Origin of the sequence: Pseudomonas sp. MWU12-3103b (assembly GCF_023100615.1) — a bacterium.
Taxonomy (GTDB): Bacteria; Pseudomonadota; Gammaproteobacteria; order Pseudomonadales; family Pseudomonadaceae; genus Aquipseudomonas; species Aquipseudomonas putida_A.
On record NZ_JALMEY010000009.1, the window covers coordinates 62,455 to 86,333 of the forward strand.

Here is a 23,879-nt window from a genome sequence, read left to right on the forward strand (position 1 = left end):
CACAGGAGATCGCCCGTATGTTGGACGCCAATCTTAAAGCCCAGTTGAAATCGTACCTGGAACGGGTTACCCAGCCGATCGAGATCGTTGCTTCCCTCGACGACGGTGCGAAATCCCGGGAAATGCTTGACCTGCTGAAAGACGTTGCCAGTCTTTCGAGCCAGATTACCCTGATCGACAGCGGCACCGATGCCCGCAAGCCGTCGTTCTCGATCAATCGCCCGGGTGCCGACATCAGCCTGCGTTTCGCCGGCATCCCGATGGGCCATGAATTCACATCTCTGGTGCTGGCCCTGTTGCAAGTCGGCGGCCACCCATCGAAAGCCAGTGCCGAAGTGATCGAACAGATCCGCTCGCTCAAAGGTGAGTTCAACTTCGAAACCTACTTTTCGCTGTCGTGCCAGAACTGCCCGGACGTGGTCCAGGCGCTGAACCTGATGGCTGTGTTGAACCCGAACATCCGTCACGTCGCCATCGACGGCGCGTTGTTCCAGGACGAAGTCAACGATCGCAAGATCATGGCCGTGCCGAGCATCTATCTTAACGGTGAAAACTTCGGCCAGGGCCGTATGGGCCTGGAAGAAATCCTCGCCAAACTCGACACTGGCGCCATCGAGCGTCAGGCCGAGAAAATCAGCGCCAAACAAGCCTTTGATGTGCTCGTAGTTGGCGGTGGCCCGGCCGGTGCGTCGGCCGCGATCTATGCCGCCCGTAAAGGTATCCGCACCGGTGTTGCGGCTGAGCGCTTCGGCGGTCAGGTGCTCGACACCATGGCCATCGAGAACTTCATTTCCGTGCAGGAAACCGAAGGCCCGAAACTGGCGACGGCGCTGGAAGAGCACGTCAAGCAGTACGACGTCGATATCATGAACCTGCAGCGCGCCGACAAGCTGATTCCCGGCAAGAACGGCGAGCTGCACGAAGTCCACTTCGCCAGCGGTGCGACCCTGAAAGCCAAGAGCGTGATCCTGGCGACCGGCGCACGCTGGCGTGAAATGAACGTGCCGGGCGAGCAGGAATACCGTAACAAGGGCGTGGCGTACTGCCCGCACTGCGACGGCCCGCTGTTCAAAGGCAAGCGCGTGGCGGTGATCGGCGGCGGTAACTCCGGCGTTGAAGCGGCCATCGACCTGGCCGGTATCGTTGCCCACGTGACACTGCTGGAGTTCGACGTGCAACTGCGTGCCGACGCGGTGTTGCAACGCAAACTGCACAGCCTGCCGAACGTCACCGTGATCACCAGTGCGCAAACCACTGAAGTCACCGGTAATGGCGAGAAGGTCAACGGCCTGCGTTACAAGGATCGCAATAGTGACGAACTGCGTAGCGTCGAACTGGAAGGGATCTTCGTGCAGATCGGTCTGCTGCCGAACACCGACTGGCTCAAGGGCACCATCGAGCTGTCGCCGCGTGGTGAAATCATCGTCGACAACCGTGGCGAGACGTCGATTCCGGGCGTCTTCGCGGCCGGCGACGTGACCACTGTGCCGTACAAGCAGATCGTGATTGCGGTGGGCGAGGGCGCGAAGGCTTCCCTCAGCGCGTTCGATCACTTGATCCGTACTTCGGCGCCGGCGTAAAACGGCAGTCGCTGAAACGAAAAAACCCATGAGCGATCATGGGTTTTTTTATGCCTGCCACAATTTGAAGGTGGGAGCGGGCTTGCTCGCGAAAGCGTCCTGTCAGCCAACATTTTCGCTGAATGACTCACCGCTTTCGCGAGCAAGCCCGCTCCCACAAAGGCTTTTATGTGGTCAGTTATAGCGGCGCAGGCTGGATGATTTCAACCCAGTAGCCATCCGGGTCCTTGATGAACGCCAGGCTTTTCATACGGCCATCAGTCAGGCGCTTCTGGAAATCACAGCCCAGCTCTTCAAAACGTGCGCACGCGGCAACGATGTCTGGCACCGAGATGCAGATGTGGCCGAAACCGCGCGGGTCGGTGTTGCCGTTGTGGTAGGCGAAGTCGGCGTCGTTTTCGGTGCCGTGGTTGTGGGTCAGTTCCAGAATGCCGGGGATCGACTTCATCCATTCGGTGCGGGCGGCGGCGTCGGCCGGGATCTGCGCCTTGTCGACCAGCGCGAGGAAGTACAGGCTGAATTCGGCTTCCGGGAAATCACGCTTCTCGACCAGCGAGAAACCCAGGACGCGGGTGTAGAAGTCCAGCGACTTGGTGATGTCCTTCACACGCAGCATGGTGTGGTTGAAGACGAAGTTGCGGGTTGCGCTGTCTGGAGTGGCGGTGACGCCGGGGAAAGTGTTCAGTTCGTGCAGGCTCATAGGCCCTCCGTAACAATGGGGCGAGTGAATGGGCGCAATGATACGCATGCGGGGCGGCATCGCCAAACCGAATGCGCGGCTTGCTCTGTGGGCGGCCGGGCCTCAGACTTTGCTGCTCAATCTGCGAGTGCCTCTGGTAATGATCCGACCGTTCAAAGCGCTGTTCGTTTGCCTTTTCTCATCGCTGCTTGCCGTTCCGGCGCTGGCGGATCAGCCCAGTATCACCTGGCCTGCAGGCTGGGAAGTAGAGGCGCTGCCTGATCAAACCCCTCAGGTTTCGCGCCAGCGCGCGGTGAAAAACGATGCTGACGGCAATCAGGTGATGGTGATGGAGTTGACCATGAGCCAGGTTGAGGCAGGCCATCAGGTCAATGTGCAGGGTGTCCTGCTGGAAATGCGCAAATCTATTCAGAAAGACTTCTTCCAGGGTGGCTATCAAAGCGTTTGCAACAAGATACATCCGGCAAAACTCGCCGCTCTGGATGCACTGGAGACCACCTGCACGATCACCGAAAACGGCCGTCATGTGTTGTCGCAAACATTGGTTGCTGCGGTCGCGACGGATAAGGCTTATGTACTTTCTTACGCGGGTCAGGCTGAGGTTTATACGGCGAGCGCCGAGGAAATAGTCGCAGTGAGAAACAGCTTGAAACTTTAAGCGTCTGTTTGCACCGCTACGGGTTTAGATACCCGAAGGAATTAAGCACAAAGTTTAGCGGTCGTTGCGGTTGCAACATCCCGGCGCAAAATGTTTAGCCTCACGGCTTGTGGGTGTTAAAGCAGATTGATAACTAGCGTGGCGGAAATCGTTGCTTTTGTTAGATATTGTCGAAAAAAAAGCCCTGCATAGAGCAGGGCTTGTTTGTTGACGCAAGATTAACCGCGCAACCAGGAATCGACGGTGGCAGCACCGTACTGTTCTTTCCAGGCTTTCAGGCCGCGGTGATTGCCGCCCTTGGTTTCGATCAGTTCACCGGTGTGCGGGTTCTGATAGACCTTGACCACGCGAGCGCGGCGGGTTTTCGGTGCGGCAGACACTTGCAGGCCGGACTTGGACGGGTTCGGATCGAGGATGGCGATGATGTCTTTCAGGCCTTTGCCGTAGGTTTTCATCAGCCCCTGGAGCTTTTCTTCGAATTCGATTTCTTTCTTGAGCCCGGCATCGTTCTTCAGCGATTCCAACTGCTTGAGCTGTTCCTGAAGGGCCTTTTCAGCTGCACGAAATTCAGCGAGTCTGGACAATATCTTTACTCCAATAGTGTGTTTGGCTGATACCAACCGCAAACAAAGCTATAAGCCAAGAGCCTTGAAGCGACTCGGTGATAATGGCTCACCTGCCAATCTTGCACAGGCTGAAAAAATTGTAGTAGTTAATGCGCCAAGAGTAAATCCTGATCTTGTCGTCATGTAACAACAGTGGTGTTTTGTATCAATTTGGTGCGCCCGGTCGCAGCGCCAGGCTTAATTTATTTTTAGTTAATGGTGACTTAATGCATCGATGAAGTCGGCGCCAGGCATGGCTTTTCCGAACAGATAGCCCTGCAGGAAGTTGACGTGGTGTGCGGTCAGATAGTCAGCCTGAGCCTGAGTTTCTACACCTTCGGCAACAATACCCAAATCGAGCTTGGCCGACAGTTCGATAATCGTGTCCAGAATATGCCGCGACAGCGCATCAATGCCGATCATCGCGACGAAACTCTGGTCGATCTTGAGAAAATCGACATTGAATGTTCGCAGGTAGCCCAGACTTGAATGGCCGGTACCGAAATCGTCGATGGCGATCATCACCCCCAGCGCGTGCAACTGCTCGAACAATAGGTGCGTGACATCGGTTGGCTCAATCAGCTCGCGCTCGGTCAGCTCCAGCACCAGGTTGATACTGCCGGGGGCAAAAGCAGCGAGAAACCCGCGACAGTCTTCGACCAGTTGCAGATCCTGGCAATGGCTGGCGGTGATGTTGATGCCGATGTGGAACGGTTTGTCGAACTCCGCCGACAACGGGCCGAGCAGGGCGGCTGTCTGCTGCATCAGCGAACGAGTCATGGGCACGATCAGGCCTGAATGTTCGGCAAACGGAATGAACAGATCCGGACGCACCAGACCCTCCTTGGGGTGATTCCAGCGCATCAGCACTTCAGTGCCGGACCACTTCCGGCTGTCGCCATGCACCACCGGCTGGAAGTAGGGAATGAATTCGCCAGCCTCCAGCGCGCGCAGCATCTCATGGCTGGGCGACGTGGCGCGCCGTTGCAGGACGTGGGCGATAGCGCCCGCGATCACCCCGAAAAATATCAGCAGACTGAACAGCGGCGGGTATTCGCCGGCCATGTAGCGCCACGTTTGCCCCTGCGGAAAGCCTGCACTGACACTGAAGGCATAGCGCGAAGACGCGAGCATACTCTGCGCCACCGGTAACGGCGGCAGGGCGCCTTGATGCACCTTGCCATCGACGGACAGCCAGTTATCGCCGACCTGCAACAACAGCAGCGTCTGCCGGCCGATCAGGCGCAGGATGTTGCTCAGGTGATAACCATCGAGGGTGGTCAGCGCGCCACCGCGACCTTCGCTGAGGCGATACACCAACAGCGCGGTGTCGGGCGTGACGGGGTTGCCATTCATCAACCACAGTTTGCCCTGCGTATAGTCGCCCGGATTCACGGCCTCCTTGAACTCCCCGAACAGCGAGCTGCAATAGAGGTTGTTGTCCCACACCAGATTGGTCGAGCGTACGAAGGGGCGACGGGTCACCTGCTCACGCAAGGCCAGTTTGACGCTGTCGCAGGGCTGGCCGGCCAGGGGCAGCAGTTCGCTGGCGGCCTGGGCGGTGTTGTCGAGCATCAGTTCAAACTGGCGCAACGCCTCCTCGGCGGTATTTTGCGTGCTCTGTTGCAAGGTGCGTTCGGCTTGCAGATACAGAATCCCTGTGCCCAAAAGCACCGGCAGCAGGCCGCAAAGCAGGGTCACAATCATCCGCACGCTACGTTTGCGGCGGGGTTTGACAGTCAAGGGCATGGACGCATCCTGTTGCGATGGAGTGAAACTCTCGAATGCAGGCTGGCAACGGCGCGCCTGTGAAAAACAGCGGCGTCAAAACGCATGATAGATGGCCGTTGCCGCTTGTGCCGCTTACAGGCGATTGATCTGCGGGGCGAGTGCGATACAGGCTCAGCTTGCTTACGTGCGCAACAAACCTCTTGCACCGATGCGAAAAAGGCGGATTTTATAGAGAGGGCAGACAACCCTATTTACGCTGTGTAGAATCCGGTTACGCATACAATAATAAACGTCTTCTGGCAGCAGAAGCCTCGCCCGCAAGAGCCTTGGGTCGACAATGAAGATATTCGGGTTTCAACTGATCTACGGTGACTTCCTCGCCCGCAGTGTGCGAGGCATCTCCTGCGCACCTCCCGCCGGTCTCAGCATTACTGACAAATAACTCTGGTTAATTGATAAGAATGATGAGGCGTCACCATGGCAGATTTATACGAAAACCCAATGGGCCTGATGGGCTTTGAGTTCATCGAGTTCGCATCGCCGACTCCTGGCACCCTGGAGCCGATCTTCGAGATCATGGGCTTCACCAAAGTCGCGACCCACCGCTCCAAGAACGTGCACCTGTACCGTCAGGGCGCGATCAACCTGATCCTCAACAACGAACCGCACAGTGTGGCCTCGTATTTCGCGGCCGAGCATGGACCGTCGGTGTGCGGCATGGCGTTCCGCGTGAAGGATTCGCAAAAGGCCTACAGCCGCGCACTGGAACTCGGTGCTCAGCCGATCCACATCGAAACCGGCCCGATGGAGCTGAACCTGCCAGCGATAAAGGGCATCGGCGGCGCGCCGCTGTACCTGATCGACCGTTTTGGTGAAGGCAGTTCGATCTATGACATCGACTTCGTGTTCATCGAAGGCGTTGATCGCAACCCGGTCGGTGCCGGTCTGAAGATCATCGACCACCTGACCCACAACGTGTACCGCGGCCGCATGGCCTACTGGGCCAACTTCTACGAGAAACTGTTCAACTTCCGCGAGATCCGCTATTTCGACATCAAGGGCGAATACACCGGCCTGACCTCGAAAGCGATGACCGCACCGGACGGCATGATCCGCATCCCGCTGAACGAAGAGTCGTCCAAGGGCGCCGGGCAGATCGAAGAGTTCCTGATGCAATTCAATGGCGAGGGCATTCAGCACGTGGCGTTCCTCACCGACGACCTGGTCAAGACCTGGGATCAGTTGAAGAAGATCGGCATGCGCTTCATGACCGCACCGCCGGACACCTACTACGAAATGCTCGAAGGCCGCCTGCCGAACCACGGCGAGCCGGTGGATCAACTGCAATCGCGCGGCATCCTGCTCGACGGCTCGTCGAACCCGGACGACAAGCGCCTGCTGCTGCAGATCTTCTCGGAAACCCTGATGGGCCCGGTGTTCTTCGAATTCATCCAGCGTAAGGGCGATGATGGTTTCGGCGAGGGCAACTTCAAGGCCCTGTTCGAATCGATCGAGCGTGATCAGGTGCGTCGTGGTGTGCTCGCAACCGAGTAATCCGCCACCAGAATGAAAAAATCCCGGCTTGCAGTCATGCACAGCCGGGATTTTTTGCATCAGCAAAACTGTGGGAGCGGGCTTGCTCGCGAATTCGGTCTTTCGTTCAAGGTCTTTGTTGACTGAGCTGACGCTTTCGCGAGCAATTCCGCTCCCACAGTAGTTTTGTGTTGCTTTTAAGACCTGCGTTGTCGCATCAGGTGTTTGAAGCCTTCGAAGATCAGCACCACAACGGCGAGCCAGATCGGAATGTACGTCAGCCACTCACCCGCCTTGATGCTTTCCCCCAGCAACAGCGCCACGCCGAGCAGCAACACCGGCTCGACGTAACTGAGCAAACCAAACAGGCTGAACGGCAGCAAGCGGCTGGCAATGATGTACACCACCAGCGCCGAAGCACTGATCAGACCGAGCAGCGGAATCAGCCAGAGCAAGCCCGGATACTGATCGAACACGGCAAAACCTTGCTCACCACCGCGCACGAACCAGTACGCCACCGGCAGCATCAAGGTCATATCGACCCACAGACCGCCCAGGTTGTCGGTCTTCAGGCGTTTGCGCAGGACGAAATACAGCGGGTAACCGACCACGACCACCAGGGTCGCCCAGGAAAATCCGCCGACCCGATACAGCTCGTTCGCCACGCCGAGAACGGCAAAGAACACCGCGATTTTCTGCAGGTACGACAGGCTGTCACCGTACACAATGCGCCCGGTCAGTACCATCGCCAGCGGCAACAGGAAATAACCCAGCGACACATCGAGGCTGTAGCCGTTGAGCGGCGCCCACATGAACAGCCACAACTGCACGCCGAGCAAACCCGACGAAACAATCAGACCGCCAATCAGCTTTGGATAGCCCGCCACCTTGCGCAGCAACTCCAGCACCCGCCGCCATTCACCCGACACCAGCATGAACACGGTCATGCACGGCACAGTCAGCAGCATCCGCCAGCCGAAGATTTCCACGCCGCTCAACGGAGTGAGCAGCGAGGTGTAGTAATACATGACGGCAAACAGCACCGAAGCTGAAACCGATAGAGCGATACCTTTAGACAAACTGTCCTCGCGGATGGGTGATCAAACAGGGCGCGCAGGATACGTGGTTTTTGTGCTGAATATTGGCCGGGGCGGTCAATATTTTCTACATAAACCCAAAAGCCCCTCACCCTAACCCTCTCCCAGAGGGAGAGGGGACTGACCGTAGGGTCTCGCGACATTCAGCGATGTGAAAGTCCGAGTCGATTATGCATTCAACACAACAGCTTCAGGCAAAAGCGTAGCTTCAATATTCCCCGATCGGTTCCCTCTCCTCCGGGAGAGGGCTAGGGTGAGGGCGGGGGGCTCACGTCGAACGCGGTTTACGGCCCGGCACAAAATGGCTCACATCGTTAAACCCCGGCGTCGAAGCATGCCCCGGCGTCACCAGCGAGTCGATAAACGCTTCATCCTCCGCCGTGATCTGCACCGCCTGCGCCTTGGTATAAGCATCCCACTGTTGTTCGGTGCGCGGCCCGACAATCGCCGAGGTCACCGCGCTGTTGTTCAGCACCCAGGCAATCGCGAATTCGACAATCCCGACGCCACGGCCCTGGGTGTACTGCTGAATCTGCTGGGCGATGCGCAGCGATTCCACGCGCCATTCGGTTTCCAGAATGCGTTTGTCCTGACGCCCGGCGCGGCTGTTGGCGTCGGGAGTGGCGTCGGGTGCGTACTTGCCGCTGAGCACGCCGCGGGCCAGCGGGCTGTAAGGCACCACGCCGAGGCCATAGGTTTGCGCGGCGCTGATCTGCTCGGTCTCGGCCTGGCGGTTGACGATGTTGTACAGCGGCTGGCTGATCACCGGGCGGTCGATACCGAGCTTGTCAGCGATGCGAATCACCTCGGCGATGCGCCAGCCGCGATAGTTCGACAGGCCCCAGTAACGGATCTTGCCCTGACGAATCAGGTCGCCGATCGCCGACACCGTGACTTCCAGCGGCGTGTTGTGGTCTTCGCGGTGCAGGTAATAGATGTCGAGATAGTCGGTGCCAAGACGGGTCAGGCTGGCCTCCAGACCATTGAAGATGTGCTTGCGGCTCAAGCCGCTGCGGTTCGGCACGCCGTCCGCCGGGCCGAAACCGACCTTGGTTGCCAACACCCATTCGTGCCGATGGCGGGCAATCGCCTCGCCGACGATTTCTTCCGAGCGGCCGTTGGTATAGACGTCGGCAGTGTCGATGAAATTGATGCCCTGATCCCAGGCCTTGTCGATGATGCGCAGCGAGTCCTCGGCGCTGGTTTGCTCGCCAAACATCATCGTGCCGAGGGTGAGGGTAGACACCTGCAACCCCGAGTGCCCCAGTGTGCGGTAGCTCATGCCGAAATCCTTTTATCGGGTGGGAAAACTCCAATCAAATACCAGAAGCTTCCGATGGGGCAAAGTGAATTATCGGCTGAGCGCTGCGCAACGCGTCTGCAAAAAAGCCTGCAACACCCGAACGCGTTCGGACACCTGCACCCGATGCGGGCAGAGCAGATTGAACGGCACGCTTTCGCCATGCCAGTCATCGAACAGCGTCAGCAGGCGTCCGCCGCGCACATCCTCGGCGACGTCCAGCCAGGCTTTGTAGGCAATGCCATGCCCGGCCAGGGCCCAGCGCCGCGCGACTTCGCCGTCATCGCTGAAGTAATCGCCGTGGACTTCAACCTCCAGCGTTTCGTCCTCGCGACTGAAGCGCCAGGTGTTGTAGGGCCGGCCATTGCGCAGGTAGAGCAGGGCGCTGTGTTCGCGCAGTTCGCCGGGATGTTGCGGTGTGCCATGGCGGGCGAGATAGTCCGGGCTGACGCAGGCAACGCGGCGATGCGCCGGCAGAATCGGCAACGCTACCAGCGTCGAATCACTGGGCACACCAAAGCGCAGCGCGACATCCACGGTTTCGCGGAACAGATCGGCGTGCCGATCGTTGAGCAGCAGTTGCAGCTGAATATTCGGGTGTTCGCATTTGAAATCGTCCAGCCACGGCAACAACACGTTGCGCCCGAAGTCCGAGGGCGCCGCCAGTTGCAGCACACCACTGAGGCCTTCGCCGTGTTGCTTCAGTGCCTGCTCACCTTCGGCCAGGGCGGACAGGGCAATGCGTACGCTGTCGAGATAACGCCGACCTTCTTCGGTCAGGCGCATGCTGCGGGTAGAGCGCGCAAGCAGGCGGCTACCGAGGCGGGTTTCCAGACGCTTCAAGGCGATGCTTGCGGCGGCCGGCGTCAGTTCCAGCGCGCGGGCAGCGGCGGAGATGCTGCCGGAGTCGGCCACGCGGACGAAGATCTCCAGATCGAGAATCGAGCTCATTGGTAAAAATCCTTTAAAGATCTGTGCGTTTTTGCGGGATTTCTCCGTGATTGGCAAGTTCGGGCGTTGCAATCAGTGAGCAAAAAAAGATCGCAGCCTGCGGCAACTCCTACAGGGAAACGCGTATTTCCGTGCAGGCGCTGCCGCAGGCTGCGATCTTTTGATCTTGATGCGTGATGATTAAGCCCGCAGCGTCCGCGTCATGCGCAACGCCAGCAAGCTGCCGCCGACAATCACACCCGCCAGCAGATACAACGCCGCATCGGTCGAACCGGTGCTGTCCTTGACCCAACCCACCAGGTACGGGCTGAGGAAACCGGCCATTTGCCCCATCGAGTTGATCAACGCCAGACCACCGGCCGCCGCGCCTGCGCTCAACAGGGCGGTCGGCACCGGCCAGAACATCGGCAGGCCGGTCAGCGCGCCCATGGTTGCAATGGTCAGGCCGAGGATGGCGATGGCCGGGTTGGCGGCGAAGTTCACCGCGATCAGCAGACCGAGCGCGCCCATCAGCATCGGTACGACCAAGTGCCAGCGACGCTCTTTGCGCAAGTCCGCCGAACGCCCCACCAGCAGCATGAACACCGCCGCCAGCAGATAGGGGATCGCACTCAGCCAGCCGATCACCAGGTTGTCGCTGAAGCCGAGGTTCTTGATGATCGACGGCAGCCAGAAGTTGATCGCGTACACGCCGCTCTGGATGCAGAAGTAGATCAGGCCAAACGCCCAGATCGCCGGGTTCTTGAATACCGCGAGCAGCGAGTCCGAGGTGGTTTTCGGTTTGTTCGCCAGGTCTTCGGCCTGATCCGCCTCAAGCACCGCGCGCTCGTGCGGGCTCAGCCACTTGGCATTGGCGAAGCTGTCGCTGAGCAGGAAATAGGCGAGGGCGCCGAGGATCACGGTTGGAATGCCTTGCAGCAGGAACATCCACTGCCAGCCGGCCAGTCCACCTTGCCCGGCGGCGAAGTGATTGAGGATCCAGCCGGAGAATGGGCTGCCTAGCAGGCCCGAGACCGGAATTGCCGACATGAACAGCGCCATGATCCGTCCACGGCGGAACGTCGGGAACCACTGCGAGAGGTACAGCACCACACCCGGGAAGAACCCCGCTTCGGCCGCACCGGTGAACAGGCGCAGGGTGTAGAACTGGGTCGGGGTGGTGACGAACAACAGACAGGTCGACAGCGTGCCCCAAGTGATCATCATCAGCGCGATCCAGCGTCGCGGGCCGAATCGGGTCAGCGCCAGGTTGCTCGGCACGCCGCACAGCACGTAGCCGATGAAGAAGATCCCGGCACCGAGGCCGTAAACGGTTTCACTGAACTTCAATGCGTCGAGCATCTGCAGTTTGGCGAAGCCAACGTTGACCCGGTCGAGGTAGTTGAACAGGTAGCAGATGAAGATGAAGGGGATCAAACGCAGGGTGATGCGTTTGTAGACGGCGTTTTTACCGTCGTCGATGGTCTGGGTAGCTGCGGCGCTCTGCGACATAGCGGCTCTCTCTTTATTATGATTTTTTGCGATGCACAGGTTAACGTTGATCGCCCCGAGAGTCTCGGCCACCTGTGGCCGGATTGTCTTTGTGCCTGAGCACAGGGTTTGCCGCCAGACCCTGTGCGGGTGAACAACCGTCCGCCGCCGCTGCTTAAGGATTTTGCCGATCATGTTCGAACTCGATCACGACCTCGCTCAGGATATCGTCGACCGGGCCATGGCCATTTTGCCCTACAACGTCAACGTCATGGACAGCCAGGGCCTGATCCTTGGCAGCGGCGAGCCGGAGCGCATCAACACCCGTCACGAAGGTGCGCAACTGGTGCTGGCCAACGGGCGGGTGGTAGAGATCGATGCACAAACCGCTGTGCACTTGAAGGGTGTGCAGCCGGGGATCAACCTGCCGCTGATGCTCGATCAACGCCTGATCGGCGTGCTCGGTATTACCGGCGAACCGGAGCAACTGCGCACCTACGCCGAACTGGTGCGCATGACCGCCGAAATGCTCGTCGGTCAGCGCAACCAGCAGGCCGAGCAGCAATGGCGGCGCCAGCGTTGCGATGACCTGTTGGCGTTGCTGTTGAGCGAAGCCGGCGACTCGCCGCGACTGATCGATGAGGCGCAGCAACTGGGGCTCAAGCCGCAGTTGACCCGGGTGCCGTATCTGTTCGAACTGGGTCTGGAGCATGGGCCGGGGCAAACCGTCGAGGCGTTGAGCGCGTGGCTGACCTCGCGCTATCCGGACAGCTGGTGCGTCAGTTCGGCCAAGTCGTCGCTGCTGTGGTGCCGACCCGCAAGTCAAACGGTTGAGCATGATCGCCTGCTGGAAAAACTCGATGGCCTCGGCTGGAACATTCTGCGCATCGCTGTGGGCGGGCAGGCGGATGGGCTGGCCGGGTTACGCCGCTGTTATCGGCGGGTTGGCGATCTGCTGGCTTATGGCCGGGAAGTGCTGCCGAATTCGCGCTTGCTGACGCTCAATCGCTATCGCTTGCCGGTGATGCTCTGGCGCCATCGCAACGATGATGCGCTGGATGAATTGCTCAAACCGTTGCGCAAAGTTATCGCCAAGGACGGCAATGGCCAGTTGCTCGCGACCCTGCGCAGTTGGTGTGAACACGACGGGCAGAGTCAGGCCTGCGCCGATGCGCTGGGCATCCATCGCAACAGTCTGCGTTACCGGATGGAGCGGATTGCCGAGTTGAGCGGGGTAGACCCGATGCGGCTGGACGGGATGTTGGCGTTGTATCTCGGGGTGCAATTGCTGCCGCAGACTGATCCGGGTTGATTGGGTGTTTTCACCGACGCCTTCGCGAGCAAGCCCGCTCCCACAGGAGGAACGCATTCTAGGGTGGGAGCGGGCTTGCTCGCGAAGAGGCCGGTACATCCAGCGCATATCTCGCTGGGCTTTTGTAGAAATGAACAATAAACGCCCACCGCACTTGTGCAGCGGACCGGCGTCAATGCGCAGGCCGACTGGCAGCATGAGGTGCATTGGAACTGGAGAATTCGCATGAAGATCGTCATCGCCCCCGATTCGTTCAAGGACAGCCTAAGTGCCCAAGGCGTTGCCGAGGCCATTGCGCTGGGGCTGGCGCAAGTCTGGCCGCAAGCAACACTGGTCAAATGCCCGATGGCCGACGGCGGCGAGGGCACGGTGGAATCGATTCTCGCCGCTTGCGAGGGTGAACTGCGCCGCACCCGAGTACGCGGGCCGCTGGGTGCGCCGGTCGACGCCGCGTGGGGCTGGTTGCCACACAATCACACCGCGATCATCGAAATGGCCGAGGCCAGTGGTTTGCAATTAGTGCCTACGGGGCAACGCGATGCATGCATCACCAGCACCTTCGGCACCGGCGAACTGATTCGCGCCGCGCTGGATGCCGGCGCGCAACGGGTGATTCTGGCGATTGGCGGCAGCGCCACCAACGACGGCGGCGCCGGCGCGATGCAGGCGCTTGGGGTGAAATTGCTCGATGCGCAGGGTCAGCCATTGGTGCCGGGCGGCTTGGCACTGGCGCAACTGGCGCGGCTGGATTTGAGTGAGCTTGATCCGCGTCTGGCCCACGTGCGCTTCGACATCGCCGCCGACGTCAACAACCCGCTGTGCGGCCCGCACGGCGCCTCGGCGATTTTCGGCCCGCAAAAGGGCGCTTCACCGGCGCAGGTTCAGCAACTGGATCAGGCGCTGGGGCACTTCGCCGAGCTCTGCGCGCAAGCGTTGGGCAAGGACGTTCGCGATGAGCCGGGCAGCGGGGCAGCGGGCGGACTGGGCTTTGCGGCCAAGGCGTTTCTTGGCGCGCAATTTCAGGCCGGCGTGGAAGTGGTGGCCGAGTTGGTGGGGCTGGCCGAAGCGGTCAACGGCGCCGATCTGGTGATCACGGGAGAAGGGCGGTTCGACGCGCAAACCCTGCGCGGCAAGACCCCGTTCGGCGTGGCGCGGATTGCCAAGCAGCACGGCGTGCCGGTGATCGTCATCGCCGGCACCTTGGGTGAGGGTTATCAGGAACTCTACGAGCACGGCATCGACGCCGCATTCGCCGTCACCAGCGGCCCGATGACCCTGGAGCAGGCCTGTGCCGAAGCTCCACGCTTGTTGCGCGAACGGGCGACTGACATTGCCCGCGTCTGGCAGATGGCCAAACTCAATAGCTGATTGCGTGAAGATGTTGTGGCGAGGGGATTCATCCCCGATGGGTTGCGAAGCAGCCCCCCCGCGTTTTTCGCAAAAAACCAGTTTTGAGATTTTGCGACTGCTGCGCAGCCGATCGGGGATAAATCCCCTCGCCACAGAGGGTTGGTGTCAGGGTGTTTCAGTGGTGAAACACCTTGAAAAATATTTTCGCTTTACACGAAATCTTCCTAAAGCCCCGCCGATACAGAGATCAGGCGCACACAGATTCCCTCGAACAGTGACGCCTGACTGGTCCCGCCCCCAAGGGCCAGTGATGACGGCACGGACGCTCGCAGCTACCTCTATCCGAGAGTCCAACCATGTCCTTGCGTAACCTGAATATCGCGCCCCGTGCCTTCCTCGGTTTTGCCTTTATCGCCTTGCTGGTGATTGTCCTTGGTGTGTTCGCCGTCAACCGCATGTCGACCATCCGCCAGGCTTCCATCGACATGGATACCAACCAACTGCCCAGCGTCACCTACCTTGGCGTGGTCACGGAAAACGTTCTGCGCCTGCGGATTCTGTCGTTCCGGATTCTGGTCAACCGTGACCCGGCAGGTCTGCAAGAGGCTCAAACGCGCATCGGCGTGCTGGTGGACAAGGTGCGCAGTGCTCAGGCCAGCTACGCCGCGTTGCCGGCAGAGAGCGAAGAGCGTGCGTTGTATCAGACGTTCGCGACCACGCTCGACAACTACCTGCAAGCGCAAAACCAGATGATGGAGCTGTCGCGTCAGGACAAGGTCGACGAGATGCGCACCTTGATCAACACGCGAATCAAGGACGGCACCGACCAGATGGGCGAGCAACTCAACAAGCTGATCGCGATCAACGCGGCGGGTGCGAAAGTCGCCTCCACCCAGGCCGGTGAGCATTACGACAGCGCCATTACCGGCATCATCGTTGTTGCCGTGGTCGCCGCGCTCGCCACGGTACTGCTGGCCCTGTTGCTGACCCGCAGCATCGTCACCCCATTGAACCGTGCGGTACAGGCTGCGCAAACCATCGCTGGCGGCAATTTGACCCAGTCGATTGAAGTCGACGGCAAGGACGAAGCCACACAGCTGTTGCAAGCGTTGGCCACGATGCAGACCAACCTGCGCAAAACCATCGAACAGATCGCCGGTTCCGCCACGCAACTCGGCGCCGCGGCCGAAGAGTTGAGCGCTGTCACCGAGGAGGCTTCCCGTGGCCTGCAACAGCAGAACAACGAGATCGAACAAGCCGCCACCGCCGTCAACGAAATGACCGCCGCTGTGGAGGAAGTCGCACGCAACGCGGTATCGACCTCCGAAGCCTCGAACCAGTCGACCCAGGCCGCCCGTGAAGGTCGCGATCAAGTGGTGAAAACCGTCGACGCGATCCAGACCATGACCCATGACGTGCAGAGCACCGCGCAAATGATCGAAGGCCTCGCCGCGCAGGGGCGCGACATCGGCAAGGTGCTGGATGTGATCCGCGCCATCGCCGAACAGACCAACCTGCTGGCCCTCAACGCGGCGATCGAAGCAGCGCGTGCCGGTGAGGCCGGACGCGGATTTGCGGTGGTGGCGGACGAAGTGCGTGCCTTGGCACATCGCACCGCGCAATCGACTCAGGAAATCGAAAAAATGGTCGCTGGCATCCAGAACGGTACCGGCGAAGCGGTGTCGTCGATGCAGCAAAGCAACCAGCGCACCCAGACCACTCTGGAAATGGCCCGCGCTGCGGGTGTGGCGCTGGAGCAAATCACCCAGTCGATCCACCAGATCAACGAGCGCAACCTGGTGATCGCCAGCGCTTCGGAAGAACAGGCGCAGGTCTCCCGTGAAGTTGATCGCAACCTGGTCAACATCCGTGATCTGGCCACGCAGTCCGCCGCCGGAGCCAACCAGACCAGCGCTGCGACCCATGAGCTGTCGCGTCTGGCGGTGGATTTGAATGCCATGGTGGCGCGGTTTGTGATTTGACCTAGGGTGAAGGCTGGAGACCGCGCAATCAGGAGACGTGCATGCGTTATTCAGCCTTGACCCAACGAATCGCCGGGGAGGGAGCCGCAGCCTGGCAGATTCATGACCGAGCGCTGGAGCTGCGCGCCGAGGGCGTCGATATCCTGCTGCTGAGCGTGGGGGATCCGGATTTCGATACGCCGCTGCCGATCATTCATGGTGCCATCGACAGTCTGCTGGCCGGCGATACGCATTATTCCGAAGTACGTGGCCGCTTGGCGCTGCGCAAATTGATCGCCGCCCGCCACCAGCGGCGCAGCGGTCAGGTGGTGGATGCCGAGCACGTGATCGTGCTGCCCGGCGCGCAATGCGCGGTGTATTCGGTGGCCCAATGTCTGTTGGATCCGGGCGATGAAGTGATCGTCGCCGAGCCGATGTACGTGACCTACGAGGGCGTGTTCGGCGCGTGCGGTGCGACGGTGGTGCCGGTGCCGGTTCGACCGGAAAACGGCTTTCGTGTTGATCCCTCTGATGTCGCTGCGCGGATCACGCCGAAGACCCGCGCGATGTTGCTCAACAGTCCGAATAATCCTTCCGGCGCGAGCCTGTCGCTGCTGATCTGGCAAGAGCTGGCGGCGCTGTGCGTGCGCCACGATTTATGGCTGATCAGTGACGAGGTCTACAGCGATCTGCTCTACGAGGGCGAACACATCAGCCCGGCGAGCCTGCCGGGCATGGCCGAACGCACGGCAACCATCAACAGCCTGTCGAAATCCCATGCCATGACCGGTTGGCGCATTGGCTGGTCGATCGGGCCGAAGGTGCTGGCCGAGCATCTGGTGAACCTGTCGTTGAGCATGTTGTTCGGTCTGCCGGATTTTGTGCAGAAAGCAGCGGAGGTCGCGTTGGCAAGCGATCTGCCGGAGGTGACGCAGATGCGCGAGGAATATCGGTTGCGCCGCGATCTGGTGTGCGAGCGTTTGCGCGGTTGTCCGGGGTTGCAGCCGATCCGCCCGGATGGCGGGATGTTCGTGATGGTCGATGTGCGCCAGACCGGGTTTGGCGCGCAGGCGTTTGCCGAGCGCTTGCTGGAAGGTTATGGGGTCTCTGTGCTGGCTGGCGAAGCGTTCGGGCCGAGTGCGGCGGGGCATATTCGCATCGGGCTGGTGCTGGATCGGGTGCAGCTGGCGGATGCCTGTGCGCGGATTGCGTTGTGTGCGGTGCAGCTGTTGCAGGTGCGTAGTGCCTGACAGTCTTGTGTTGTCTGAACTGGCCTCTTCGCGAGCAAGCCCGCTCCCACAGTGGATGGGTGTGTACATAATGTTATCTGTACACACCGAACCCTGTGGGAGCGGGCTTGCTCGCGAATGCAATCTGCCATTCAGCGCATTTTTCAGCCCTGCCAAGCCACCGGATTCACCAGATTCGCCGGCTTCTCCCCAGCCAAAGCCGCCAGCAGATTGTCCACCGCACACCGCGCCATCGCCTCGCGTGTCTCATGCGTCGCCGAACCCATGTGCGGGGTTGCCACCACATTGTTCAACTGCAACAACGGCGAATCATGATTCAACGGTTCACGCTCGAATACATCCAGCCCCGCTGCGCGAATCCGCTGGTGGCGCAACGCGTCGATCAGCGCCGCTTCATCCACCACTTTGCCGCGCGAGATATTGATGAAGATGCTCTCGGGGCGCATCAGCGCAAATTGCTCGGCGCCGATCAGGCCTTCGGTCTGTGTAGTCAGCGGCAGGGTCAGGCAGATGAAATCCGCCTCTTGCAGCAGCGCCTCAAGGCTACGGTACTGCGCGTCAAAACGCGCCTCGACTGCCGGTTTGCGCGACTGGCTGTGATAGAGCACCGGCATGCCAAAACCGAAATGCCCGCGCTGCGCGAGCGCTTCGCCGATACGGCCCATGCCGATGATGCCCAGGGTCTTGCCATGCACATCGGTGCCGAAATGCGCCGGGCCGATGTTGCGATGCCATTGGCCGCTGCGCACCATGTTCGCCAGTTCCACCACGCGCCGGGCCGTGGCGAGGATCAGCGCGAAACCGGTGTCGGCGGTGGTTTCGGTGAGCACGTCCGGGGTGTTGCTAAGGAGGATCTTGCGCCGGGTCAGGTAGTCGATGTCGTAGTTGTCGACACCGACCGAGACGCTGGCAATCGCCTGCAGTTGCGGCGCCAGGTCGAGCAACGCGGCGTCGAGTTTCAGGCTGGCGCCGAGCAAGCCATGGGCGCCGGGCAGGGCGTCACGCAGCTTCATCAGGCCGTCGGCGTCGAGGCTTTCGATCAACGTCACTTCACACTGTTGCTGCAGACGCGTCATCAGCGCCGGCGAGAGTTTCTTGTACAGCACGACTTGCTTTTTCATGGGCAAAAATCTCTTCAGGAATGCGCCGGCATGGGACGCGTGACTACGGCTTTGGCCACGACACGATCACTGGCGCCAGGCTTGAGAAAAATCGTCAGCACCACCGACAGCAGCAACGCGCCGCTCATCAGCAGGTACGAAGCACTGGGCGAACCGGTGGAGCTGTTCAGATAGCCAACCAGGTACGAGCCGCCGAACGAACCGAGCGCGCCCATGCTGTTGATCAGCGCCATGGCGCCACCGGCAACGTTGGCCGGGAGGATCTCCGGAACGATGGCGAAGAACGGCCCGTACGGCGCGTACATGCAGGCGCCGGCGATCACCAGCAGCGTGTACGACCACCAGAAATGTTCCGCGCCCAAGGCGTAAGAGCCATAGAACGCGATGGAGGCGATCAGCAGCGGCGGCCAGACGAAGCGTTTGCGCTTCTGCAGTTTGTCCGAACCCCACGACACCGCGAGCATGCCGATCACCGCCGCCAGATACGGCAGCGCCGACAGCCAGCCGGCCTCGATCATGTCCATTTGCGCGCCGGCCTTGAGGATCGACGGCAGCCACAGCACGAAGCCGTAGACGCCGATGCTCCAGCAGAAAAACTGCAGCGCCAGAATGATCACCTTCGGCGAGCGGAACGCTTCGGCGTAGTTCTTCACCGCTTTGATCCCGACCTGTTCGGCGGCGAGAGCGCTCTCCAGATCGTGCTTTTCCTGCTCGCTCAGCCACTTGGCCTGAGCCGGACGGTCATCGGCCAGCTTCCACCAGATAAACGCCCAGATCACCGCCGGCAGACCTTCGATGATGAACATCCAGCGCCAGCTGAAGTGCTGCACCAGATAGCCCGAAACCACCGACATCCACAGCATCGTTACCGGGTTGCCGAGGATCAGAAAGGTGTTGGCCCGCGAGCGTTCGGCGCGAGTGAACCAGTGGCACAGGTAAACCAGCATCGCCGGCATCACCGCGGCTTCTACCACACCGAGCATGAAGCGAATCACGATCAGCCAGTAGGCGTTGGACACGACGCCGGTCAGGGTGGCGAGGCCGCCCCAGAAAATCAGGCTGAAGAAAATCAGCTTTTTCACGCTGTGCTTCTGCGCGTAGATCGCTCCCGGTACCTGGAAGAAAAAGTAACCGAGGAAGAACAGCGCGCCGAGCAATGAAGACAGGCCCGGGGTGATCATCAGGTCGGCGGCCATGCCGGACGCGGCGGCAAAGCCGTAGTTGGCGCGGTCGAGATACGCCAGGCTGTAGGTGATGAACACGATCGGCATGATGTACCACCAGCGGCGGGCGGCGAGGGTTACGGATTTCATGGTGTTGCTCCTGAGCTTGTTGTTTTTGTCGCAGCAGGTTCAAATTTTTGCGGTGATCAAGCGGGCCTCATCGCGAGCAGGCTCACTCCTACAAGGGTTATGTGTTTGCCGCTGCAGCTGTGACTGGCGGAGATCCACTGTAGGAGTGAGCCTGCTCGCGATCAGCGGCCTCGAATTCAACGATGAGTTCAGACCGGGTCGGCAACCCCTCCATATCCCCGCGACTCTGCACCGCCCGACTGCCAATCCAGTTCGCGCGTTGCACCGCCTCGGCAAAACTCTGATGCTCCAGCAGGGCACTGATCATGCCAACCGCAAAGCCATCACCCGCACCCACGGTGTCGACCACGTTGGCCACCGGAACCCCGGCGACAAAACCCTGATCCAGATGCGTGCGGTAATAGGCACCTTGCGGCCCAAGCTTGATCGCCACGGCTTCGGCGCCCTGATCGAGATAAAACGCCGCGATGTCCGCCGGGTCTTCGAAGCCGGTCAGCAAGCGACCTTCGCTCAAGCCCGGCAAGACCCAGTGGGCGAGGGCGGCGAGGCGGTTGATCTCGCGGATCATCTCTTGCTCAGAGGCCCACAGACTTGGGCGCAGGTTGGGATCGAACGACACGCTGCGCTCGGCATGGCGCATGCGTGTCATCAGCTCGAACGACATTTCCCGGGCGCTCGCTGACAGCGCCGGTGGAATCCCGGTGGCGTGCAGGTGGCGAGCGCTTAACAGGCTGTCAGTGATCGACAGCGATGACAGATGACTGGCCGCCGAGCCACGGCGGAAATACTCGACCTGCGGGTCGCTGCCGTCGTCGGTGCGCGACTTGAACTGGAAACCGGTCGGGTGCTGGTGATCGACCGCGACGTGACTGCAATCCAGACCTTCCTTGATCAAGGTCTCGACCACGAAACGTCCGAGGGAATCGGCGCCGACCCGGCTCAGCCACGCCACATTGAAGCCCAGGCGCGACAGACCGATCGCCACATTGCTGTCGGCGCCTGCGATGCGTTTGTGAAAATGCTCGACTGCAGCCAGATCACCGGTCTGCTCGGCGACCAGCATCGCCATTGTTTCGCCGAACGACAGAATATCGATGTCAGACATGGGCAGGCTCCAGACGCGATTGGCCAAGGCGGGCGAGGGCGGCGACGTGTTCCGTGGTCAACGCTACCAGGTCATCGCCCTGCAACGGGTATTCGGCGGCACGCATAACGCCTTGGGCCATGTGCCGCAGCAGTTGTTCCCACAAATGCAGGTCGCTGACGGCGGGCGGCACGGCGACCAGTTTGCCGTCGGCGCGGCGGGCCACGGCTTTGCAGTGCACGTAGCCGACGTGGCGTCCGAGCAGACGTGCGGCGTTGGCGGCGGACTGGTCTTGCCACTGCCAGTTGCCGATATCGAAGGTCATCTTGATCGGCAAATCATGCTGCTCCACCGCCGCGAAAAAACGCTGGAACGGCTCGATGCGGCCGCCCTGCAAGGTCTGGTCGTTTTCCACCAGCAACTGCACCGGGCTGTTGCCCAGCAGTTGTTTCAGCACTTGCAGATCACAGTTGTCGGTGAAGTAACCGAGCGAGACTTTCAGCCATTTCGAGCCGAATGCCTCTGCGTGTTGCAGGGCGTTGATCAGCTCGGGATTGGGCCGCGCCTGACCGGCGAGCCACAGTTCGCTCGGCGACGAATAGATGCTTTGCAGTCCCTGCGCCCGAGTGGCGGCTTGCAGTTGCTCGGGCACTTCGCGAGTCAGCAGCTCTTCGCGCCATTCGATGCGATCAGCGCCAGCGGCGGCCAGCACATCGATGAAGAAGTCTTGCCCGCGTTGGCGCACAAGCTCGGCGCCGTAGCTGGAAAGGCTGATGGAAACGGCAGGTTTATTCATTGTTATCCACCTCTGAAACCGGTTTCATTTTTGTTCAAAAAAATATCAGATGGTTTTTTGATGGTCTTTTGGGCTTCGTCGCTGGCAAGCCAGCTCCCACAATGTTCTGGGGTATTGGATGGATTGCATTAACACCACAAAACCCTGTGGGAGCTGGCTTGCCAGCGAAGGCGTCAGCTCAAACACCACCAGTCCCCCGGGTAGAACCGCGCTCAATCAGCACCGGCGCAAAATCCACTCTGCGCGCTACCTCGACATCCCCCCGCAAACGCTTGAGCAAACATTCAAACGCCCGCGCGCCGATCTCGGCTGTGGGCTGGGCGAGGGCGGTAATTCCGCTGCCGACCAACGGGTACCAATCCAGATCATCCAGGGCAATCAGCCCGACATCCTCGAACAATCGGCAACCGATTTCGCGCAAGGCCAGGGTACAGGCCAGCGCTGCCACACCGTTGGCGCAGAACAGTGCTTTCGGCCCGGTCGCCGGTGTGTCCAAAAAGATTTGAAGATGAGTAGCGAGTGCGTCGCTGGTTTCCAGCACCGCCCCGGTCAACCCGGAGCGCTGGGCGATCTGCGTCTGAAAACTGCTGACCCGCTCGATCCGCGAACTGGTGCCGTCATAAGGCTCAGTCACCAGCAACACATCGAGATAGCCCCGCTGTTCCAGGTGCTTCAGCGCCATCTCAACAGCTTGCGGATTGTTCAGCCCGACCATGTCGCTGTCGAGGCCATCGACCTTGCGGTCCACCAGCACCAAGGGCATTTCCCGGTGCAACTCGTGGAGTTCGTCACGGTGATGGCCAAGGGTGTTCACGATCAGCCCCTCGATGTTGTACGAGCGCAACAGCGCCAGATGCTGGCGCTCCTGCTCGTCGTCGCGGTCGGTGTTGCACACCACCAGGCTGTAGCCGTGCGCACGGCAGGCGGTTTCCACCCCGTGCATCACGGCAATCGAATAAGGGTTGCGGATATCGGCCACCAGCATGCCGATCAGGCGCGTGCGCCCGCGTTTCAGACCACGGGCCATCTGGTTCGGGCGATAACCCAGCTCACTGATCGCCTGCTCGATACGCAAGGCGATGGCATCGGAGAGCAGGGCGCGGTCGTCGCCGATGAAGCGCGAGACGCTGGCCTTGGATACGCCGGCGCGTTCGGCAACATCAAGCATGGTCACGCGGCTGCGCTGGGCGGCGGAGAAGTCGTTCACGGTCTGAAACCTATTATTGGATTTATTCGTTTCGTGCGCCGCGATGGCGCTGAAACCGGTTTCAGGAAACACCAGAAGCTGACACTCCGTCAAGTGAATGCGCGTGGTACTTCAACTTGGCGCCGACGGGCGGTGCTTAGCGTTACTGAAGTATCTGCGCAATGCTCAGCCAAACAGGCCGGCAGCAATATTGATCGAAAAGCCCAGAATCGCGGTGTTGAACACAAAACCGATCAATGATTGCGCCAGGACGATCTTGCGAATATCGCGGGTAGCCACGCCGACATCGGCAGTCTGCACTGCCACGCCGATGGTGAAGGAGAAATACAGGAAGTCCCAATAATTGGGCGTGGTCAGACCTTCAGCGAAACGCAGGGCCGGTTCCTTGCCGTCCCAGGTGTAAAACAGGCGCGCGTAGTGCACACAGAAGATCACCCCGATCACCAGCCAGGAACCTACGACGGTGACGGCGGTGAACGCGTAATGCAGAAGTTTGTGATGGGTATCCAGATCCTTGGTGCCGGCCAGTTCCAGGGTGATGGCGGCCAGGCTGGCCAATGCTGCGATGCACACCACGAACAGCACCAGTCCGGCATTCTCGTCTTCGACGACGGCGATGCGTTTGACGTCCGGCGCCTTGGCCCGGGTGGCGAGCCAGAACATCAGGATCAGGTAAGTCCAGACGCCGGCGTTCCAGCCGATGAGGATTTTGCTGACGACGGAGTCGGCAGGGACCAGCAGGCCGGTGGCAAGGCCGACCAAAGCGGCGGCGGACAGGCGAGGGTGGGTGCGGGCGAGAAAGCGCATGGGGACTCGATGGGCCAGGATGTTTTTACACCTTAGCCCAGCGACGTCTCGGA

20 protein-coding genes are annotated in these 23,879 nt (G+C 60.4%); 7 read left to right on the forward strand and 13 right to left on the reverse strand.

Annotated features, from left to right (window positions below; all coding sequences use genetic code 11):
* Window positions 1-17 precede the first annotated feature (17 nt).
* Window positions 18-1,580 (forward strand): alkyl hydroperoxide reductase subunit F, encoded by a 1,563-nt coding sequence (gene ahpF / locus M0808_RS15355; RefSeq protein ID WP_247841751.1) that lies wholly within the window; start codon window positions 18-20, stop codon window positions 1,578-1,580.
* 178 nt (window positions 1,581-1,758) lie between these two features.
* Here ahpF and gloA read toward each other — a convergent pair whose 3' ends face one another.
* Entirely contained in the window at window positions 1,759-2,280 is a 522-nt protein-coding gene (gloA, locus tag M0808_RS15360; RefSeq protein WP_007963339.1) for a lactoylglutathione lyase, read from the reverse strand.
* 139 nt (window positions 2,281-2,419) lie between these two features.
* Here gloA and M0808_RS15365 point away from each other — a divergent pair, with 139 nt between their 5' ends.
* On the forward strand, window positions 2,420-2,938 hold the full coding sequence (locus M0808_RS15365; RefSeq protein ID WP_247841857.1) for a DUF4946 domain-containing protein: 519 nt from the start codon (window positions 2,420-2,422) through the stop codon (window positions 2,936-2,938).
* 218 nt (window positions 2,939-3,156) lie between these two features.
* On the opposite strand, the gene M0808_RS15370 is transcribed toward M0808_RS15365, so the two are convergent.
* Together M0808_RS15370 and M0808_RS15375 are read right to left on the reverse strand one after the other, a co-directional pair.
* A complete protein-coding gene (locus M0808_RS15370; RefSeq protein ID WP_003224630.1) occupies window positions 3,157-3,522 on the reverse strand; it encodes a histone-like nucleoid-structuring protein, MvaT/MvaU family in 366 nt (121 codons plus the stop codon).
* A 234-nt stretch (window positions 3,523-3,756) separates the two neighbouring features.
* A complete protein-coding gene (locus M0808_RS15375) occupies window positions 3,757-5,292 on the reverse strand; it encodes an EAL domain-containing protein (RefSeq protein WP_247841752.1) in 1,536 nt (511 codons plus the stop codon).
* 459 nt (window positions 5,293-5,751) lie between these two features.
* On the opposite strand from M0808_RS15375, the gene hppD reads away from it, so the two are divergent.
* Window positions 5,752-6,828, forward strand: coding sequence for a 4-hydroxyphenylpyruvate dioxygenase (gene hppD, locus M0808_RS15380; RefSeq protein WP_103368986.1), 1,077 nt, complete (start codon window positions 5,752-5,754; stop codon window positions 6,826-6,828).
* A 176-nt stretch (window positions 6,829-7,004) separates the two neighbouring features.
* Here hppD and rarD read toward each other — a convergent pair whose 3' ends face one another.
* The 4 genes from rarD to M0808_RS15400 all read right to left on the reverse strand — a co-directional run bounded on the left by rarD (window position 7,005) and on the right by M0808_RS15400 (window position 11,646).
* Window positions 7,005-7,886, reverse strand: coding sequence for an EamA family transporter RarD (gene rarD / locus M0808_RS15385; protein ID WP_027611999.1), 882 nt, complete (start codon window positions 7,884-7,886; stop codon window positions 7,005-7,007).
* A 286-nt stretch (window positions 7,887-8,172) separates the two neighbouring features.
* The gene (locus tag M0808_RS15390) at window positions 8,173-9,186 is read right to left on the reverse strand and encodes an aldo/keto reductase (RefSeq protein ID WP_247841753.1); all 1,014 of its coding nucleotides are present in this window, start codon (window positions 9,184-9,186) and stop codon (window positions 8,173-8,175) included.
* Between the two features lie 69 nt (window positions 9,187-9,255).
* The gene (locus M0808_RS15395; RefSeq protein ID WP_247841754.1) at window positions 9,256-10,155 is read right to left on the reverse strand and encodes a LysR family transcriptional regulator; all 900 of its coding nucleotides are present in this window, start codon (window positions 10,153-10,155) and stop codon (window positions 9,256-9,258) included.
* Window positions 10,156-10,335: 180 nt separating this feature from the next.
* Entirely contained in the window at window positions 10,336-11,646 is a 1,311-nt protein-coding gene (locus M0808_RS15400) for an MFS transporter (protein WP_027611996.1), read from the reverse strand.
* 172 nt (window positions 11,647-11,818) lie between these two features.
* Here M0808_RS15400 and M0808_RS15405 point away from each other — a divergent pair, with 172 nt between their 5' ends.
* From M0808_RS15405 to M0808_RS15420, 4 genes are all read left to right on the forward strand, one after another.
* Complete coding sequence (locus M0808_RS15405) at window positions 11,819-12,937, forward strand: sugar diacid recognition domain-containing protein (protein ID WP_247841755.1); 1,119 nt, start codon at window positions 11,819-11,821, stop codon at window positions 12,935-12,937.
* A 225-nt stretch (window positions 12,938-13,162) separates the two neighbouring features.
* Window positions 13,163-14,305, forward strand: a complete 1,143-nt coding sequence (locus M0808_RS15410; protein WP_247841756.1) for a glycerate kinase — start codon at window positions 13,163-13,165, stop codon at window positions 14,303-14,305.
* Between the two features lie 338 nt (window positions 14,306-14,643).
* A complete protein-coding gene (locus M0808_RS15415; protein ID WP_247841757.1) occupies window positions 14,644-16,269 on the forward strand; it encodes a methyl-accepting chemotaxis protein in 1,626 nt (541 codons plus the stop codon).
* 41 nt (window positions 16,270-16,310) lie between these two features.
* Window positions 16,311-17,498 carry an aminotransferase class I/II-fold pyridoxal phosphate-dependent enzyme gene (locus tag M0808_RS15420; RefSeq protein ID WP_247841758.1) on the forward strand — a complete coding sequence of 396 codons (1,188 nt, stop codon included), beginning with the start codon at window positions 16,311-16,313 and terminating at the stop codon, window positions 17,496-17,498.
* 143 nt (window positions 17,499-17,641) lie between these two features.
* On the opposite strand, the gene M0808_RS15425 is transcribed toward M0808_RS15420, so the two are convergent.
* The 6 genes from M0808_RS15425 to M0808_RS15450 all read right to left on the reverse strand — a co-directional run bounded on the left by M0808_RS15425 (window position 17,642) and on the right by M0808_RS15450 (window position 23,826).
* Window positions 17,642-18,619: a D-glycerate dehydrogenase gene (locus M0808_RS15425; protein WP_247841759.1), complete on the reverse strand. Its 978-nt coding sequence runs from the start codon at window positions 18,617-18,619 to the stop codon at window positions 17,642-17,644.
* 14 nt (window positions 18,620-18,633) lie between these two features.
* On the reverse strand, window positions 18,634-19,932 hold the full coding sequence (locus M0808_RS15430; protein ID WP_247841760.1) for an MFS transporter: 1,299 nt from the start codon (window positions 19,930-19,932) through the stop codon (window positions 18,634-18,636).
* 97 nt (window positions 19,933-20,029) lie between these two features.
* Window positions 20,030-21,037, reverse strand: coding sequence for a sugar kinase (locus M0808_RS15435; protein WP_247841761.1), 1,008 nt, complete (start codon window positions 21,035-21,037; stop codon window positions 20,030-20,032).
* Window positions 21,030-21,812, reverse strand: a complete 783-nt coding sequence (locus M0808_RS15440) for an AP endonuclease (RefSeq protein WP_097089680.1) — start codon at window positions 21,810-21,812, stop codon at window positions 21,030-21,032. The genes M0808_RS15435 and M0808_RS15440 overlap by 8 nt, the downstream gene beginning before the upstream one ends.
* Before the next feature lie 178 nt (window positions 21,813-21,990).
* Window positions 21,991-23,019 carry a LacI family DNA-binding transcriptional regulator gene (locus M0808_RS15445; RefSeq protein WP_348773042.1) on the reverse strand — a complete coding sequence of 343 codons (1,029 nt, stop codon included), beginning with the start codon at window positions 23,017-23,019 and terminating at the stop codon, window positions 21,991-21,993.
* Window positions 23,020-23,184: 165 nt separating this feature from the next.
* Window positions 23,185-23,826, reverse strand: a complete 642-nt coding sequence (locus M0808_RS15450; RefSeq protein ID WP_027611985.1) for a DUF1345 domain-containing protein — start codon at window positions 23,824-23,826, stop codon at window positions 23,185-23,187.
* Window positions 23,827-23,879 lie beyond the last annotated feature (53 nt).

Bases quoted from the DNA above. Each gene is read 5' to 3' on its own strand.
- ahpF (WP_247841751.1), top strand. From the start codon at position 18: ATGTTGGACGCCAATCTTAAAGCCCAGTTGAAATCGTACCTGGAACGG.
- gloA (WP_007963339.1), bottom strand. From the start codon at position 2,280: ATGAGCCTGCACGAACTGAACACTTTCCCCGGCGTCACCGCCACTCCA.
- M0808_RS15365 (WP_247841857.1), top strand. From the start codon at position 2,420: ATGATCCGACCGTTCAAAGCGCTGTTCGTTTGCCTTTTCTCATCGCTG.
- M0808_RS15375 (WP_247841752.1), bottom strand. From the start codon at position 5,292: ATGCCCTTGACTGTCAAACCCCGCCGCAAACGTAGCGTGCGGATGATT.
- hppD (WP_103368986.1), top strand. From the start codon at position 5,752: ATGGCAGATTTATACGAAAACCCAATGGGCCTGATGGGCTTTGAGTTC.
- M0808_RS15390 (WP_247841753.1), bottom strand. From the start codon at position 9,186: ATGAGCTACCGCACACTGGGGCACTCGGGGTTGCAGGTGTCTACCCTC.
- M0808_RS15395 (WP_247841754.1), bottom strand. From the start codon at position 10,155: ATGAGCTCGATTCTCGATCTGGAGATCTTCGTCCGCGTGGCCGACTCC.
- M0808_RS15400 (WP_027611996.1), bottom strand. From the start codon at position 11,646: ATGTCGCAGAGCGCCGCAGCTACCCAGACCATCGACGACGGTAAAAAC.
- M0808_RS15405 (WP_247841755.1), top strand. From the start codon at position 11,819: ATGTTCGAACTCGATCACGACCTCGCTCAGGATATCGTCGACCGGGCC.
- M0808_RS15410 (WP_247841756.1), top strand. From the start codon at position 13,163: ATGAAGATCGTCATCGCCCCCGATTCGTTCAAGGACAGCCTAAGTGCC.
- M0808_RS15415 (WP_247841757.1), top strand. From the start codon at position 14,644: ATGTCCTTGCGTAACCTGAATATCGCGCCCCGTGCCTTCCTCGGTTTT.
- M0808_RS15420 (WP_247841758.1), top strand. From the start codon at position 16,311: ATGCGTTATTCAGCCTTGACCCAACGAATCGCCGGGGAGGGAGCCGCA.
- M0808_RS15425 (WP_247841759.1), bottom strand. From the start codon at position 18,619: ATGAAAAAGCAAGTCGTGCTGTACAAGAAACTCTCGCCGGCGCTGATG.
- M0808_RS15430 (WP_247841760.1), bottom strand. From the start codon at position 19,932: ATGAAATCCGTAACCCTCGCCGCCCGCCGCTGGTGGTACATCATGCCG.
- M0808_RS15435 (WP_247841761.1), bottom strand. From the start codon at position 21,037: ATGTCTGACATCGATATTCTGTCGTTCGGCGAAACAATGGCGATGCTG.
- M0808_RS15440 (WP_097089680.1), bottom strand. From the start codon at position 21,812: ATGAATAAACCTGCCGTTTCCATCAGCCTTTCCAGCTACGGCGCCGAG.
- M0808_RS15450 (WP_027611985.1), bottom strand. From the start codon at position 23,826: ATGCGCTTTCTCGCCCGCACCCACCCTCGCCTGTCCGCCGCCGCTTTG.